The sequence below is a fragment of the Herbaspirillum sp. VT-16-41 genome, from assembly GCF_001994935.1.
Lineage (GTDB): Bacteria > Pseudomonadota > Gammaproteobacteria > Burkholderiales > Burkholderiaceae_D > Herbaspirillum > Herbaspirillum frisingense.
Map to the genome: position 1 here is coordinate 21,989 of NZ_MUXB01000131.1, position 15,905 is coordinate 37,893.

The window sequence follows — 15,905 nt, forward strand, 5'->3', positions numbered from 1 at the left end:
GCTGAGGGGCGGAGATGAAAAGAAAAAAGCCCACGTCAACGTGGGCTTTTTTCTTGAGACTACTGCTGAATTTCTGGTAGGCCGTGCGGGACTCGAACCTGCGACCAACGGATTAAAAGTCCGCTGCTCTACCAACTGAGCTAACGACCCGAAAGACCGCTATTATAGGCAAACTCTATCGGCACTGTCAACACTCTGGCGCCACGTGCTGATTTCCAATCATCCTGCAGTCCGTCACGCGCCGACCCGGTGCCGGCGCTCACTGGCCATTACTTCAATGACGCCATCCGTTCCTTGCCGGTTTGCGCGGCCGGGGTGTTCGGATACTTGGCGATCAATTGCTCCAGGGTCTTCTTGGCGGCGGCCTTGTCCTTCAACTCGGCTTGCGAGCTGGCGATGTTGAGCAGGGCGTCGGCGGCCTTGGGGTTGTCCGGATAATTCTTCACCACCACTTGCTGCGCGGCGATGGCACCCTTGTAGTCGCGCTGGGCGTACAGGGAGTTGCCTTGCCAGTATTGCGCCGAGGGGGCATAGCCGGATTGCGGATAACGCTTCAGGAAGTCGGCGAAGGCATTGCCTGCTCCCTTGTAGTCGCCACCCTTGAATTGCGACAGCGCAGCATCATAGGCCTGCTGTTCGGACACGCCCACAGCCACGGTCTGGCCATCCACGCTGACCTGCTGCGGCTCCAGCTTGCGCAGGCGCGCATCCAGATCGACGTAGAAGTCCTTCTGACGTTGCTGGGCGTTGGTAATCTCGTTGGTCAAGACCTCGATCTGGCCGCGCAGCGCGGCAATCTGCGACTGCAGGTTGTCGTTGCGGTCCGAGAGGGTCAGGACACTGTTCTTGTCGGCCTTGTTGGCGACGTCGCGCTGCAGGGCTTCGATCTTGGAACGGATGTCCAGGATGGCCTTGCGTGCTTCGTCATCGTCAAACATGCCGGCACGGGCGGTAAGCGGTAGGAAAGCCGTGGCGGCCAGCAAGGCCGCCACGGTCACCGATTTCAGTTTGAAAGCGGTATGCATGTCGATTATTGATAAGCGATGTCAGCGCGACGGTTCTCGGCGTAGGACGATTCATCCTGGCCCAGTGCCTTGGGCTTTTCCTTGCCGAAGGAAACCGCTTCCACTTGTGCATCCGACACGCCCAGCAGGACCAGGGCCTTGCGGACGGCTTCAGCACGCTTCTGACCCAGGGCCAGGTTGTACTCGGCGCCACCGCGATCATCGGTGTTGCCCTGGATGATGACCTTGCGATCCTTGTGCGCCACCAGGTACTTGGCGTGGTTCTCGATGACGGTACGGTATTCCGGCTTGACGGTGTAGCTGTCGTAGTCGAAGTACACGCTACGCTTGGCCAGCACGCCTTGCGGGTCGTTCAGCGGATCGACGGAACCGGCGTTGACGGTGCCCACCGAGCGGGTGTCAGCGCCGTTGCTGGCGCCGTTCTGCACGGGAGCGTTAGCCTTGTCGTCCAGCTTGGTGGACGAGCAGGCGGCCAGCAGGACTGCACTGGAGACGATGAGGGCGAAGGTACTGATAGTGCGCATTTTGGATTTCTCCTTGTCGTGATGAAAGCAATATTGGATTTCTTTATTTCATGAACGGACCCCAGGTCGGTTCCCTGATATCACCGGCCTGCGTCGTGAGACGCTGTTTGATTCGGCCGTCGACGGAGACGACGGCCAGGGATCCGCGACGACCAGATTCCGTCGCGTACATGATGTATTTGCCGTTGGGCGCAAAGCTGGGCGATTGGTCACGGCTGCCGTCGGAGAGGCGGGTCTCCTGGCCATTGGTCAGGTCCAGCGCATAGAGCTGGAACAGGCCGTCGCGACGCGAGATGAAGGCCAGCGTCTTGCCGTCAGGCGAAATGCGCGGGCTGATGTTGTAGCTGCCGTTGAAGGTGACGCGTTGCGGCGAGCCGCCATCCAGGCCGACCTTGTACACCTGCGGGCCGCCGCTGCGGTCGCTGGTGAAATAGATGCTGCCGCCATCGGGCGAGAACTGCGGTTCGGTATCGATGCCGGCGCTGTTGGTCAGGCGGCGCAGGCCGGAGCCGTCGGCATTGATCACGTAGACCTGGGTCAGGCCGTCGCGGGTCAGGGCCACGGCCAGGCGCGAACCGTCCGGCGACCAGGCCGGGGCCGAGTTGCTGCCCTTGAAGTTGGCCACGATGGAGCGCTGGCGGGTCACCAGGTTCTGGATGTAGACCACCGGCTTCTTCATTTCGAAGGAGACATACGCGACCTTGGTGCCATCGGGCGACCAGGACGGCGAGATGATGGGCTCATTGGAGCGCAGCGCCACCTGGGTGCCTTCGCCATCGGCGTCTGCCACTTCCAGGCGATATTCGCTGCCGGACTTGGTCACGTAGGAAATGCGGGTGGAGAAGATGCCGGGGATGCCGGTCAGCTTCTGATAGATGTCATCGGCGATCTTGTGGGCGGTCAGGCGCAGCAGCTGCGGCTGGGCGCCGATGGAGAGCGCCGACAGCTGGCTCGACTGCACGGTGTCGAAGAGGCGGTAGCGCACGTCGAAGCGGCCATCGGCCAGGCGCGTGACGCTACCTACGGCCAGCGCATTGGCGCCGCGCTTCTGCCAGTCGCCATAGTTGATGGCAGAGGAATCGGAGAGGGCATCGCCATTGTCGATGAGCTTGAAGATGCCGCTGCGGGCCAGGTCGGCCTTGACCACCGAGGTGATCTGTTGCGGTGCCGATTCCTCGCCGGGGAAGGCGGTGATGGCGATCGGGATCTGCGATGCGCCCACGCCGGTGATCTCGAAGCGGATCTGCGCCTGCGAGGCCGGGGCGAAGGACAGGCCGGCCACCACGGCGGTGGCGGCGGCGATGCTGGTCAGGTAACGGGCTTTAATCATCGTTTACTGATCTTTCGGATAATGGGTGAAAGTGAAGCTGGACGGTACCTTGCCATCCTTGTCGGCCGGGAAGGGCTGCGACTTCATGATGGCCGTACGCACGGCTTCGTCGAAGCCCGGCACGCCTGAAGGTTTGTTCACACGAACCGTGCGCACGCTACCATCCGGGAACAATTCGACAGTGTACTCCCCGGCCGGGTTTCCGCTCACGCCGCTGTTATCGAACACAGTGTTGCTGCGGATCTTGGCACGCAGCTTGTTGGCGTAATCGGGGCTGCCCTTGGGACCCTGCGACTTCTCGGCCGTGCCGGTACCACCGGTGGCGCTGGTGGCCTGGCCCATCATGCGCTTCAAGTCTTCCTGGCGGCGCTGTTCGGCGGCCTTGGCGTCGGCGGCGGCCTGCTGCTGCTTCTTCTTGTCGGCAGCCTGCTTCTCGGCATCAGCCTTCTTCTTGGCCTCTTCTTCCTTCTGTTTCTCTTCCTTCAGCTTCTTCTGCTTTTCGGCTTCCAGCTTTTCCTTCTTTTCGCGGTCAGCCTTGTCCTTTTCGGCCTGCTCCTTCTTCTCGCGCTCGGCCTTTTCCTTCTCGGCCTTGAGCTTGTCAGCCTTTTCCTGTTTCTCTTGCTTCTCCTGCTCTTCCTTGCGCTTCTTTTCCTTTTCCAGGGCGATATCGGGCTTCTCGACCTTGGGTTCGTCGATCACCTTGGGCGGGACTGGCTTGGGTTCAGGCTGGGGCTGCGGTTGCGGCTTGGGCGGTTCCACCACCGGGTCCGGTTCGGGCTGGGGCGGGGTGGGCAGGGGGGCGGCTTCCTTGTATTGCGGGTCCCAGATCTCGGCTTCCACCGTGAGCGGGGTCTCGCTCTGCCAGCGGATCCCGATCCAGAAGAACAGGAACAAGGCCACGTGCATCACCAGCGCCAGCGTGATGGCGCGCCAGCGGCCCGGTGCCTTGGGGATGTTGTAGTGTGCGTTATCGCTCATATCGCTGGGGCGTGCGCTTACTTGGTGGCCAGGCCGACCCGCGCGATGCCCTGTTTCTTCGCTTCCGAGATCACCTGGACCACTTCGTCGTACTTGATTTCCTTGTCCGCCGAAATCATCACGGCCAGCTCGGGATTGTCTTCATGCAGCTTGCGCAGGCGCTCCGACAGGTCGGTCTTGCCGGTCACGGTCTCGGCCTTCTTGCCGCCGCTCTTGGGGCCGTTGATGCGGATCGTGGCCTGGGTATTGGGCTTCAGGGCGATCTCGATGTAATCCGACGGCGGCTGGGTGGACTTGCCGGCCGTGGGCAGGTTGATCACGCTGGGGTTGGTGATGGGCGTGGCCACCATGAAGATGATCAGCAGCACCAGCATCACGTCGATGTAGGGGACGACGTTGATTTCCGACTTGAACTTGCGGGGACGGCCCCCGCGCATCGATGACCCAGCCATTAGCGTGCCTGACGTTGCAAGATGTTGGAGAACTCTTCGATGAAGCTTTCGAAGCGGATCGCCAGGCGATCGATGTCGTGCGAGTAGCGGTTGTAGGCGACCACGGCCGGGATCGCGGCGAACAGGCCGATGGCGGTGGCGATCAGGGCCTCGGCGATGCCGGGGGCGACGGCCGCCAGGGTAGCCTGCTGCACGTTGGCCAGGCCGCGGAAGGCGTTCATGATGCCCCAGACGGTACCGAACAGGCCCACATACGGGGACACCGAACCAACCGATGCCAGGAAGGCCAGGTGCGATTCGAGGGCGTCCATTTCGCGCTGGTAGGCGGCGCGCATGGCGCGGCGGGCGCCGTCCAGCAGCAGGCCGGGTTCGACCGCGCCGCCACGGGCCGTGACCGAGGCCTTGGCCTTGGTGAATTCACCCATGCCGGCCTGGAAGATGCGTTCCATCGCGCCACCGCTACCGGCCTTGCGGCGATTGGACAGGGCTTCCTGGTACAGCGCCGACAGGTTGCCGCCGGACCAGAAGACGCGTTCGAATTCCTCGGTCTGCACGCGCGCGGCGCGGATGGTGAACATCTTGCGGAAGATGTAGGTCCAGCTGATGATCGATGCCGACAGCAGCAGCAGCATCACCAGTTGCACCAAAACGGACGCGTTTGCGATCAGTGAAATGAAGGACAGGTCTTGTGTGACGTTCATGGGGAAATGTGGCGGCGTGGCAGCGGTGAATGGATTGGTAAGTCGGCGGTTTGTATCTTTTGTTCAGTTGTAGATTCAGTTACATGAAACAAAAGACGGTCATTGTAGGTAGAAGGTTTCCGGCACGGATATCGTCCCAAGCGGCAAGATTGCCTGTTGGGACAGTTGTGCTACCTGCCATAAAGGTCCGGATGAGCTTTTCCGTTGACATCATGCGACTTTCTTGATGCAGGCGAGCAATTCTTCGGGAATAGGGCGCGGGCGGAACGTGGCTGCGTCCACGCAGACCACGGTGATGCTGCCCCGTGCCAGCAACGTCGCGTCCTGATCGCTGGCGGCATTGCCATCCCCCGACGGCAGGCGCCAGGCCTCCTGGGAAAATTCCATGGAGGCATTTCGAAGTTTTTCGACCACGACGGTCAAGCGGAGTTCATCGTCCAGGCGCGCTGGCGAGAGATAGTCGACGTTGGTGTTCCTGACCACGAAGATGGCGCCGGTGGTCTCGGCCAGGTGTTGCTGCTGGAAACCGAAGGAGCGCAGCCATTCCGTGCGGGCGCGCTCGAAGAACTTCAGGTAATTGGCGTAGAAGACCACGCCTCCGGTGTCGGTATCTTCATAGTAGACACGGATGTTCCAGTCGAATGGACTACTGGCGGCACTCATATGCTTCTTGTTATTGGGAAATCTGCTGTGGCAGCTGAAAAGAAATCAAGGAAGCGGAAAGCAATCAATGCGAACAGGGTGTTGCCTCAAATGCAAGAATTTGTGGAGGCCACGCATCTTGCACTGTGGAACTGATCGCAAAGGGGCTTGCAAATGGCGTTTCTGCGGCGCCGGAGCGTTCCCGGCAAAAACGCCATTTTACCCCATCCCTTACTGTTTGCGCTTGATGTTGAAGGGGCTGAAGCCCTGGCAGGTCGGCATCAGTTCCATGTAGTTGATGTTGACGTGTGCCGGCATGGTGGCGACCCAGAAGGCGGCTTCGGCGATATCTTCGGCCGTCAGCGGGGTAGTGCCTTCATAGACCTTGGCGGCCGCGCCGTCATCGCCCTTGAAGCGCACATTGGAGAACTCGGTGCCGCCGCACAGGCCAGGGGCCAGGTTGGTGGCTCGCACGCCAGTGCCCACCAGGTCGGCGCGCAGGTTCAGCGTGAACTGGTCGACGAAGGCCTTGGTCGCGCCGTAGACGTTGCCGCCCGGGTAGGGGTAGGCGCCGGCCACCGAGCCCAGGTTGATGATGGTGCCGCTGCCGCGCTTGACCATCTCGGGCAGCAGGGCGTGGGTGATGGTGACCAGCCCCTTGACGTTGGTGTCGATCATGGTTTCCCAGTCCGACAGCGCGACTTCGTGGGCCGGGCCCAGGCCCAGCGCCAGACCGGCGTTGTTGATGAGGACGTCGACCTGCTTCCAGTCACCGGTCAGGCTGGCCAGGCCGGCGTCGATGGAGGACTTGCTGGTCACGTCCAGTACCAGCGGCAGTACCTTGTCGGCACCCAGTTCCTTGACCAGGTCATCCAGGCGCTCCTTGCGGCGACCGGCGGCGATCACCTTGTGACCATTGCCGGCGAATTTGCGCGCCATGGCGGCGCCGAAGCCTGCGGTAGCTCCCGTAATCAACACGACCATCTCTTGATTCTCCTGTTGTGTGGCGTAAGAACCGGTGCCGGTGCTCAGGTCGCAGGCGGAACGGCGTCCCTGCGCTTCACCCCGGCGATCCCGGAAGAAAACGAAATTGTAGCCCAAAGCCGGTTTTTACGAAGTGCGGCTCGCTTTTGGCGCTGCTGCGGGGCCGGTTGGCGCATGTTGCGCCTGCGCCATGGTTCTTGCCGAAATCGCCCCGTTTCACTACAATGCGCTCACCATTTCGTCTCACGTGACTGGCGAAACGTCGGGTAAAACCGACCAAGATGGGGATCCATCGGGAAGCGTGAGATTTCAACAGCCGTGCGCCTGGGCAGCCGAATGGACAGTACGACTGAGGCTGCCCGCAATCCCCCCGTATTTTCTGGCCCTCATTCGATTTTGGAAGTCGAGCATCAGGCATGCCTTCGCGCAGCCGGTGACCCGATCTTCGGCCGCACCTCATCAATTTGGAGAAACACCATGTTTGACAAGAACCAGACTCTCGCGAAAGTCGATCCCGACCTGTGGTCTGCCATCCAGAAGGAAAACGCACGCCAGCAGGATCACATCGAGCTGATCGCTTCTGAAAACTACACCTCGCCGGCCGTCATGGAAGCGCAAGGTTCGCAACTGACCAACAAGTACGCCGAAGGCTATCCGGGCAAGCGCTACTACGGTGGCTGCGAATACGTGGACGTGGCCGAACAGCTGGCCATCGACCGCTTGAAGGCCCTGTTCGGCGCCGAAGCCGCCAACGTGCAACCCAACTCCGGTTCCCAGGCCAACCAGGGCGTGTTCTTCGCCATGTTGAAGCCGGGCGACACCATCATGGGCATGTCGCTGGCAGAAGGCGGCCACCTGACCCACGGCATGGCACTGAACATGTCGGGCAAGTGGTTCAACGTGGTCTCCTATGGCTTGAACGACAAGGAAGAGATCGACTACGAAGCCATGGAAGCCCTGGCTCGCGAGAAGAAGCCCAAGCTGATCATCGCTGGCGCCTCGGCCTACTCGCTGCGCATCGACTTCGAGCGCTTCTCCAAGATCGCCAAGGAAGTCGGCGCCTACTTCATGGTCGACATGGCCCACTATGCCGGCCTGATCGCCGCCGGTGTGTACCCCAACCCGGTGCCCTTCGCCGACTTCGTCACCTCGACCACCCACAAGTCCCTGCGCGGTCCGCGCGGTGGCGTGATCCTGATGAAGGCCGAGCATGAAAAGGCCATCAACTCGGCCATCTTCCCTGGTATCCAGGGCGGTCCGCTGATGCACGTCATCGCCGCCAAGGCCGTGGCCTTCAAGGAAGCCGCATCGCCGGAATTCAAGGCCTACCAGCAGCAGGTGGTCAAGAACGCCGATGTGCTGGCCAAGACCCTGATCAAGCGTGGTCTGCGCATCGTCTCCGGCGGTACCGAGTCGCACGTGATGCTGGTGGACCTGCGCCCCAAGGGCCTGACCGGCAAGGAAGCCGAAGCCATCCTGGGTTCGGCCCACATGACCTGCAACAAGAACGGCATCCCCAACGATCCGGAAAAGCCGTTCGTGACCTCCGGCATCCGCCTGGGCAGCCCGGCCATGACCACCCGTGGTTTCAAGGAAGCCGAGGCCGAGAAGGTCGGCAACCTGATCGCGGACGTACTGGACAACCCGCATGACGCGGCCACCATCGAGCGCGTCAAGGTCGAGGTCAAGAAGCTGACCGACGCCTTCCCGGTCTACGGCTGATTGTCTCTGACGTGACGACGCCGGTCCGATGCGGGCCGGCATCGTCGGTCTGCCGGATCGATGTCTTGCCCGACGGCGCCCGTTTTTGCGGGCGCCGTCGTTTATCTGCACTACGATACGATGGCTGTCACGGTGAGCGGGTGCAATACTGCGCCCTCTGCGCCGGGTCGCGAAGTCGCGCTGCAATACGAAGTCAGGAGGGTGGTCCTCCTTGTCCAGTCCAACCAAACCACTGCTGCCATGAAGTGCCCATTCTGCAATCACGAAGATACCCCGGTGCTGGACACCCGTCTGTCCGAGGACGGTCATTCGATCCGCCGTCGTCGCCGCTGCGGCAATTGCGACAAGCGCTTCACGACCTACGAGCGCATCGAGCTGACCCTGCCGGTGATCGTCAAGAAGAATGGCAGTCGTACCGAGTTCGACCCCAGCAAGCTGCGCGGCAGCCTGATGCTGGCCCTGCGCAAGCGACCGGTGTCGGCCGAGGCGGTGGACATGGCGATCCAGAGCATCCAGGACAAGCTGCTGCAGAGCGGCGAACGGGAAGTGATGTCAGGGCAGGTGGGCGAGCTGGTCATGCGCGAACTCAAGCGGCTTGACAAGATTGCCTATATCCGCTTCGCCTCGGTGTACAAGAGCTTCGAGGATGTGACCGAATTCCAGGATGCCATCGATGAGGTGGGGCAGGAGCGCAAGGGCGCGAGAAAGCGCGAGAGCTGAGCTGCGTTGCACCGCGTCCGGTGCAAACCGGACGGGCATAAAAAAACGGCTGCAGATGCAGCCGTTTTCCTTGAATCAAGTCCCGCCTGTGCCGCTGTGCCGGCATCCTGAACCTGACGGTTCAAGTTGGCTGCAGTAGTTCAATTTCGGGTTCATCGGTCTAGCGACGCTCACGCCCATCAAACGATCCCACAGCCTATGCTCGTAAATGGTTCAAGGAATATATGGCAATCGCGAACACGGCAGGAGTACGAAGTCTAACCCATTCACCGCCGCTCTCCAAGACCTGAACGAAAAATTTCTGGGCGATTTTGTAACCAGTGTTTCGACAGGCTGATTCGCCGCGCCGTCACGAACTACCAGCGACGCATGAAATGAAAATGGCTGCCCGAAGGCAGCCATTTTTCTTGCGCTGTGCAGATTGGTCCGGATATCCGAACAGTTCAGAACAGTTTTTCCTGTGGCGCCAATGCCTGGTCCACCACCTCGGTGATGGCGGTGATCTGTTGCTGCCACTGGGCAATGGTGAGACCGGCGAAGGGGCCTTCGGCACGTTGCATGGTCAGCAACTCGGCAGCGATGCCCAATCCGGCCATCACGGCGATGCGGTCGGTGCCCTTGATGCGACCGGCATCGCGGATGGCGCGCATCTTCTGGTCGAGATAGGCCACGGCGTGATGCAGCGCGGCCTGTTCGCCTTCCTGGCATGCCAGGGTGTAGGACTGGCCCATGATCATGGCCTGGATCTGGATGGTGCTCATGCGGTCTCCTCATCGGCCGACAGCGCGGCTTCGGGAACCTCGGCGACCTCTGCCACCGGCAGCTGCGCCAGGACGGTGCTCACGCGCCGATAGGCATCATCCACCCGGCCGGAGAGGGTGGTGTTTTCTTCGGAGAGCAGTTTGACTTTCCGGCGCAGCTCGGCATTTTCTTCGCGCAGGCCTTGTGCCAGCTTGGCGAGCTGAGTGACTTTTTCAGCCAGTTGCAGGAATTCTGAACTCATGTGGTGATTGTTCGCAGGATGGAATTGCGCTGGCGGGCGCCAGTACGTGTCAGGAATGTTCAAGTTTCGTTGCGTCGACCTGCATGATTATAAGCGCTTTGCGACACACCCTGAACAAGAACGGCTGCACGGAGCAGCCGGAAGAACTTGGTACGTGGCATTGGCGAATGGTTCCCCATAGGCGGCAGTTACGTGCATTGCATCGACGACAATCGTGGGTGATGCCTGGCGGAAAACGCTCACTCGCTGCGGCGGGCGGGCTGACCGTGCATGCGCATGTAGCCCTGTTGCAGCACGAAGTTGTCGAAGGCGGTCAGCAGCGGGTGGTATTTCTCGCTGTTGCGCTCCAGTTGCATCAGGGCATAGCCGGCGGCTTCCAGCGTGGAAAGCTGCTCCGGCTTGTGCGACTTACGGATGGTGTAACGCGAGGTGGGGGTATCGATCAACACCATGCGCGGCAGGGTTTGCAGGATGGGGTTTTCGAAGAGCATCTTGCGACTCTTGCGCCAGGTGCCATCAATGATGACCAGGCGGATGCGCTGCAGCGTCTGGCGCTTGTCCACAGTCATCGTGCGGGCGTCGAAATGGGTGGTCTCGGGCGTGGCGGCGTCATCGGTGTAAAGCAGGATCGGGTGCACCGGCTCGCTATCGGGCACGTTGCGCACCCGCGACGGTGCATGCAGCATCTGCTGCAGTTCGTCGGGATCGAACGCCGAACCGACGACGAGCTTGCTGTACGGCAGGCTCAGATGCAGCAGCCGCACGCTGTTCTTGGCGTTGTTGACTTCCAGCGGGTGTTGCAGGATCAGGACATCGATGGCGTGATCGATGGGAGAGGTCCAATGGCAGATGCATGCCGAAAGGGCACGCTGGCAGATCGGGCAAATCAGTCTGCGGGAGGTGTGTGGATCGTGGTTGGAAACCAAAATTATCAGCCTTCTCTAGTTGCGCAATGGTCATCTCGTACAGCAGTGCAGACGTTGGCAAGGGGCAGATGCCCGGTTGCCAGACGTTTGGATGGACCCGTTGTTTGTGGGGCGTAGATTGGACTGAGTGTTGTTAGGCGTCAATCGACATAAAGCGAAGATATTCTCGATTTTTACGGAAATTGAATTGGCATTTTGCAGATTCCCGTTTACCGGCCACGCTCTTCCCTGTTCCATAAAGGGTTTTGGCTGCGCAGCCTGTATTTCGACCTGTTCTGTCTTTACACCTTGAGGTAGTCCTCGCGTCCGCCCAGCCAGCGTGCCAGGTGTCGGTCCACGATGTCGGGCGCATGTTGCAGCAGGGCCTGGGCGGTATCACGGGCCTTTTCCACCAGCCACTGGTCGGTGCCGAGATCGGCAAAGCGCAGCATGGCTTCGCCCGACTGGCGTGCCCCCAGGAATTCGCCGGGGCCGCGGATATCCAGGTCGCGCCGCGCGATCTCGAAGCCATCCGTCGTTTCACGCATGGTGGCCAGGCGTTGCTTGGCGGTGCCGCCCAAGGGGCCTTGGTACAGCAGCAGGCACACACTGGCGGCCGATCCGCGTCCGACCCGTCCGCGCAACTGGTGCAATTGCGACAGGCCGAAACGCTCCGCATGCTCGATCACCATCAGCGAGGCATTGGGCACGTCCACGCCCACTTCGATGACGGTGGTCGCCACCAGCAGATGAATGGCGCCGCGCGTGAAACCCTCCATGACGATCTGTTTTTCCACCGGCTTCATGCGCCCGTGGACCAGTCCGATGGTGAGGTCCGGCAAGGCCGCCGACAGGGCCGCATGGGTATCGGTGGCGGTCTGCAACTGCAGTGCCTCCGATTCCTCGATCAAGGGACAGACCCAGTAGATCTGCTTGCCTTCCAGCGCCGCCGCATGTACCCGTTCGATCACTTCGTCCCGACGGTTCTGATCGATCACGCGGGTCACGATGGGCGAGCGTCCCGGCGGCAGTTCATCGATCACCGACACTTCCAGGTCGGCGTAATAGGTCATGGCCAGCGTGCGCGGAATGGGCGTGGCCGACATCATCAACTGATGCGGCACGGCGGCGGCATCACGGTCCTCCGGATTGAAGCTCTTGTTGCGCAGCGCCAGCCGCTGGCCGACGCCGAAGCGATGCTGCTCGTCCACGATCACCAGCCCCAGGTTCTCGAACTGCACCGTGTCCTGGATCAGCGCATGGGTGCCGATGACCAGGCGCGCCGCACCGGACTCGATATGGGCCAGGGCCTCGGTCTTTTCCTTTTTCTTCTGGCTGCCGGAAAGCCAGGCCACACCCACATCCAGCGGCTCCAGCCAGGCCGCGATCTTGCGGAAGTGCTGCTCGGCCAGGATTTCGGTGGGCGCCATCAGCACGGCCTGGCAGCCACTGTCGATGGCCTGGGCTGCCGCCAGTGCCGCCACCACCGTCTTGCCGCTGCCCACATCGCCCTGCAGCAGTCGCTGCATGGGGAAGGACTGGCGCAGGTCGGCGCGGATTTCCTCCAGCACGCGTTGCTGCGCGCCGGTCAGCTGGAAGGGCAGGACCTTGGTCAATTCCTCGGTGAGGCGCCCGGTCACCGGCAAGGCCCGCGCGGTCTTGGCGCGCCGCGCCGCCTGGGCACGCTTGAGCGAAAGCTGCTGCGCCAGCAGTTCATCGAACTTCATGCGGATCCAGGCCGGATGTGACTTTTCCGTCAGTGCGTATTCATCCACGTCCGGCGGCGGGTTGTGCAGCAGTCGCACCGAAGGCTCGAAGGCGGCCAGGTCCAGGGTCTGCAACATCGACGGCGGCAGCGTATCGCTCCAGTCCAGCCGGCTCATGGCATTGGCAATGGCCTTGCGCAGGTAGGCCTGCGACAGGCCTTCGCCGGCAGGGTAGACCGGCGTAAGCACGTCCGGCAGCGGCGCCCCTTCGTTGACCACCTTGTATGAAGGATGGACCATCTCGGCCCCGAAGAAACCATGTCGCAGCTCGCCGCGCACCCGCACCCGGGTACCTTCGGCCAGCTGCTTGGTCTGGCTGCCGTAGAAGTTGATGAAACGCAGCGTCAACTGGCCGCTGTCGTCGCCCACCGTCACGATCAGTTGCCGGCGTGGGCGGAACTGCACTTCGCAGGCCGTCACCACGCCTTCCACCTGCACCGTCTGCAGGCCGCGCAGGGAGGCCTCGGCGATGCTCATGAGGCTGGTCTCGTCCTCGTAGCGCAGCGGCAGGTGCAGCACCAGGTCCATGTCATTGTGCAGGCCCAGCTTGGCCAGCTTGTTTTCGGGCTTGGCGGCAGGCTTGGCGGCGGGCGCGGCTTTTTTCTTCGAAGCCGGCGAGCTGGTTTTCTTCGCGGTAGCGGGCATGCGGTCAGCGGTCGGATAGTCGGATTGCCATAGGTACACTAGTCGCACGGGAAGATGGGAAAAACGCGCAGACAGCGTAAAATAGCGGGTTACGCTATTTTACTGTGAATATTTACAGTATCAATCCCGCCGGCAACACTTCTTGCCGGGGAAGGCTGCCCGACCCGACCGCATTCTCGCTTTCGTTTTCTCTCGATCGCGTTTGAGCACTGGTCGCTGTCGACGCCGCCTCCATCATTATTTTGCAAGCATGTACTCTCTTTCCGACTTCGATTTCGATCTCCCCCCCGAGCTGATCGCCCAGACCCCCCTGGCCGAGCGCAGTGCCTCGCGCCTGTTGCAGGTGCAGGGTGCGCAGCTGACCGACCGCCGTTTTTCCGACATCGTCGACCTGCTGCAGCCCGGCGACCTGCTGGTCTTCAACGATACCCGCGTGATCAAGGCGCGCCTGTTCGGCGTGAAGGAAACCGGCGGCAAGATCGAGGCCCTGGTCGAACGCATCCTCGATGCGCGTACCGTGCACGCCCAGGTGCGCGCCTCCAAGTCGCCGCCGCCGGGCAGCCGCATCCGCCTGGCCGATGCCTTCGATGTCACGGTAGGTGAACGTTTCGGCGAGTTCTATACGCTGCACTTCCCGGCGGACGCCTTCGAACTGCTGGAGCAATACGGCAGCCTGCCCTTGCCGCCCTACATCGATCACGAAGCCGACGCCTACGACGAAACCCGCTATCAGACCGTCTACGCCAAGGAACCCGGCGCGGTCGCCGCGCCCACCGCCGGCCTGCACTTCGACCAGGCGCTGCTGGAACAACTGGCCGCGCGCGGCGTCAAGCAGGCCTTCGTGACCCTGCACGTGGGCGCCGGCACCTTCCAGCCGGTGCGGGTGGAAGACCTGTCGCAGCACAAGATGCACAGCGAGTGGTACACCATCTCGCCGGAGACGGTGGAGGCCGTGCGTGCCACCCAGGCCGCCGGCGGGCGCGTCGTCGCCGTGGGCACCACCAGCATGCGGGCGCTGGAGTCCGGTTCGCAGAGCGGCCAGCTCCAGGCCGGCAGCGACGACACCCAGCTCTTCATCACGCCCGGCTACACCTTCAAGACCGTCGATCTGCTGGTGACCAATTTCCACCTGCCCAAGTCGACCCTGCTGATGCTGGTCTCGGCCTTCGCCGGCTATGCGCACATCCGCGCCGCCTACGCCCATGCGATCGCGCAGCAATACCGCTTCTTCAGCTATGGCGACGCCATGTTGCTGACCCGTACCTGAAACATCGAGAGAAACAGAGAACCCCATGCTGGAATTCACCCTCCTGAAGACCGACGGCCGCGCCCGTCGTGGCCGCGTCAAACTGAACCACGGCACCGTCGAGACTCCCATCTTCATGCCGGTCGGTACCTATGGTTCGGTCAAGGCCATGTCGCCGCTGGAACTGAAGGAAATCAACGCCCAGATCATCCTCGGCAATACCTTCCACCTGTGGCTGCGCCCGGGGCTGGAAGTGGTCAGCAAGTTCGGCGGGCTGCACAAGTTCATCGGCTGGGACAAGCCCATCCTGACCGACTCCGGCGGCTTCCAGGTGTTTTCGCTGGGAGAGATGCGCAAGATCACCGAAGAGGGCGTGCACTTCGCCTCGCCCATCAACGGCGACCGCCTGTTCCTCTCGCCGGAGATCTCGATGCAGATCCAGCGCGTGCTCAATTCGGACATCGTCATGCAGTTCGACGAATGCACGCCCTACGAGATCGATGGCCGCCCGGCTACTCGCGAAGAGGCCGGCAAGTCCATGCGCATGTCGCTGCGCTGGGCCAAGCGTTCCAAGGATGAATTCGACCGCGGCGAGAATCCCAATGCGCTCTTCGGCATCGTCCAGGGCGGCATGTTCGAGGGTTTGCGCGACGAGTCGCTGGCCGGGCTGGAGGAGCTCGGTTTCGACGGCTTCGCCATTGGCGGCCTGTCGGTGGGCGAGCCCAAGGAAGACATGATGCGCGTGCTGGAACACGTCGGCCCGCGCCTGCCGGCCGACAAGCCGCACTACCTGATGGGCGTGGGCACGCCCGAGGATCTGGTCGAAGGGGTGGCCAATGGCGTGGACATGTTCGACTGCGTCATGCCCACCCGCAATGCGCGCAATGGCTGGATCTTCACCCGCTACGGCGACGTCAAGATCAAGAACGCCAAGTACAAGAACGACGACCGTCCCTTCGACGAGACCTGCGACTGCTACGCCTGCAAGAACTTCTCGCGCGCCTACCTGCACCACCTGCACCGCGCCGGCGAAATCCTCGGGGCACGCATGAATACCGTGCACAACCTGCATTACTACCTGCAGCTGATGCAGGAGATGCGCGACGCCATCGACGCCGGTACCTTCCAGGACTTCGTCAAGAAATTCAAGGAAGACCGCGCCCGCGGCGTGGACTGAGCCAAGCCGGCGCGGGCCGGTGAACAGGCCTGGCGCAATCGTGCAAGGTTTGGGAAGAATTGTTCATATCCCGTGCCGGTCGTCG

The 15,905-nt window shown here is 61.9% G+C and carries 16 protein-coding genes, 1 tRNA gene, 1 other RNA gene and 1 riboswitch; of the genes, 4 read left to right on the top strand and 14 right to left on the bottom strand.

What is annotated here, in order from left to right:
* Positions 1 to 74: 74 nt before the first annotated feature.
* The 9 genes from BTM36_RS19935 to BTM36_RS19975 form a co-directional block, all read right to left on the bottom strand.
* A tRNA-Lys gene (locus tag BTM36_RS19935) sits at positions 75 to 150 on the bottom strand.
* Between the two features lie 119 nt (positions 151 to 269).
* Positions 270 to 1,025 carry a tol-pal system protein YbgF gene (gene ybgF, locus BTM36_RS19940; RefSeq protein ID WP_006464734.1) on the bottom strand — a complete coding sequence of 252 codons (756 nt, stop codon included), beginning with the start codon at positions 1,023 to 1,025 and terminating at the stop codon, positions 270 to 272.
* A 5-nt stretch (positions 1,026 to 1,030) separates the two neighbouring features.
* Positions 1,031 to 1,549: a peptidoglycan-associated lipoprotein Pal gene (pal, locus tag BTM36_RS19945; protein WP_006464735.1), complete on the bottom strand. Its 519-nt coding sequence runs from the start codon at positions 1,547 to 1,549 to the stop codon at positions 1,031 to 1,033.
* Positions 1,550 to 1,592: 43 nt separating this feature from the next.
* Positions 1,593 to 2,879, bottom strand: a complete 1,287-nt coding sequence (gene tolB / locus BTM36_RS19950) for a Tol-Pal system beta propeller repeat protein TolB (RefSeq protein ID WP_077237655.1) — start codon at positions 2,877 to 2,879, stop codon at positions 1,593 to 1,595.
* Positions 2,880 to 2,882: 3 nt separating this feature from the next.
* Positions 2,883 to 3,857, bottom strand: coding sequence for a cell envelope integrity protein TolA (gene tolA, locus BTM36_RS19955; RefSeq protein WP_006464737.1), 975 nt, complete (start codon positions 3,855 to 3,857; stop codon positions 2,883 to 2,885).
* A 17-nt stretch (positions 3,858 to 3,874) separates the two neighbouring features.
* Complete coding sequence (locus BTM36_RS19960; RefSeq protein WP_039876230.1) at positions 3,875 to 4,309, bottom strand: biopolymer transporter ExbD; 435 nt, start codon at positions 4,307 to 4,309, stop codon at positions 3,875 to 3,877.
* Positions 4,309 to 5,010, bottom strand: a complete 702-nt coding sequence (gene tolQ, locus BTM36_RS19965) for a protein TolQ (RefSeq protein WP_006464739.1) — start codon at positions 5,008 to 5,010, stop codon at positions 4,309 to 4,311. The genes BTM36_RS19960 and tolQ overlap by 1 nt, the downstream gene beginning before the upstream one ends.
* A gap of 210 nt (positions 5,011 to 5,220) precedes the next feature.
* Positions 5,221 to 5,673, bottom strand: coding sequence for a tol-pal system-associated acyl-CoA thioesterase (gene ybgC / locus BTM36_RS19970; RefSeq protein ID WP_077237656.1), 453 nt, complete (start codon positions 5,671 to 5,673; stop codon positions 5,221 to 5,223).
* A 210-nt stretch (positions 5,674 to 5,883) separates the two neighbouring features.
* Entirely contained in the window at positions 5,884 to 6,636 is a 753-nt protein-coding gene (locus BTM36_RS19975) for an SDR family oxidoreductase (RefSeq protein WP_077237956.1), read from the bottom strand.
* Positions 6,637 to 6,873: 237 nt separating this feature from the next.
* Positions 6,874 to 6,973: riboswitch (ZMP/ZTP riboswitch) on the top strand.
* A 140-nt stretch (positions 6,974 to 7,113) separates the two neighbouring features.
* Here BTM36_RS19975 and glyA point away from each other — a divergent pair.
* Positions 7,114 to 8,358 carry a serine hydroxymethyltransferase gene (gene glyA, locus BTM36_RS19980; RefSeq protein ID WP_006464742.1) on the top strand — a complete coding sequence of 415 codons (1,245 nt, stop codon included), beginning with the start codon at positions 7,114 to 7,116 and terminating at the stop codon, positions 8,356 to 8,358.
* 240 nt (positions 8,359 to 8,598) lie between these two features.
* The gene (gene nrdR, locus BTM36_RS19985; RefSeq protein WP_006464743.1) at positions 8,599 to 9,078 is read left to right on the top strand and encodes a transcriptional regulator NrdR; all 480 of its coding nucleotides are present in this window, start codon (positions 8,599 to 8,601) and stop codon (positions 9,076 to 9,078) included.
* Positions 9,079 to 9,153: 75 nt separating this feature from the next.
* On the opposite strand, the gene ssrS is transcribed toward nrdR, so the two are convergent.
* From ssrS to recG, 5 genes are all read right to left on the bottom strand, one after another.
* A non-coding RNA gene (gene ssrS / locus BTM36_RS19990) (6S RNA) lies at positions 9,154 to 9,330 on the bottom strand.
* 191 nt (positions 9,331 to 9,521) lie between these two features.
* Positions 9,522 to 9,839, bottom strand: a complete 318-nt coding sequence (locus tag BTM36_RS19995; RefSeq protein WP_006464744.1) for a cell division protein ZapA — start codon at positions 9,837 to 9,839, stop codon at positions 9,522 to 9,524.
* A complete protein-coding gene (locus tag BTM36_RS20000) occupies positions 9,836 to 10,081 on the bottom strand; it encodes a DUF904 domain-containing protein (RefSeq protein WP_077237657.1) in 246 nt (81 codons plus the stop codon). The genes BTM36_RS19995 and BTM36_RS20000 overlap by 4 nt, the downstream gene beginning before the upstream one ends.
* A gap of 239 nt (positions 10,082 to 10,320) precedes the next feature.
* Positions 10,321 to 11,007, bottom strand: a complete 687-nt coding sequence (locus BTM36_RS20005) for a tRNA-uridine aminocarboxypropyltransferase (protein WP_006464746.1) — start codon at positions 11,005 to 11,007, stop codon at positions 10,321 to 10,323.
* A gap of 281 nt (positions 11,008 to 11,288) precedes the next feature.
* Positions 11,289 to 13,397, bottom strand: coding sequence for an ATP-dependent DNA helicase RecG (gene recG / locus BTM36_RS20010; RefSeq protein ID WP_077237658.1), 2,109 nt, complete (start codon positions 13,395 to 13,397; stop codon positions 11,289 to 11,291).
* Between the two features lie 250 nt (positions 13,398 to 13,647).
* Here recG and queA point away from each other — a divergent pair, with 250 nt between their 5' ends.
* Both queA and tgt read left to right on the top strand, forming a co-directional pair.
* On the top strand, positions 13,648 to 14,664 hold the full coding sequence (gene queA / locus BTM36_RS20015; RefSeq protein ID WP_077237659.1) for a tRNA preQ1(34) S-adenosylmethionine ribosyltransferase-isomerase QueA: 1,017 nt from the start codon (positions 13,648 to 13,650) through the stop codon (positions 14,662 to 14,664).
* A 25-nt stretch (positions 14,665 to 14,689) separates the two neighbouring features.
* Positions 14,690 to 15,820, top strand: coding sequence for a tRNA guanosine(34) transglycosylase Tgt (gene tgt, locus BTM36_RS20020; RefSeq protein WP_006464750.1), 1,131 nt, complete (start codon positions 14,690 to 14,692; stop codon positions 15,818 to 15,820).
* The last annotated feature ends 85 nt before the right edge of the window (positions 15,821 to 15,905 follow it).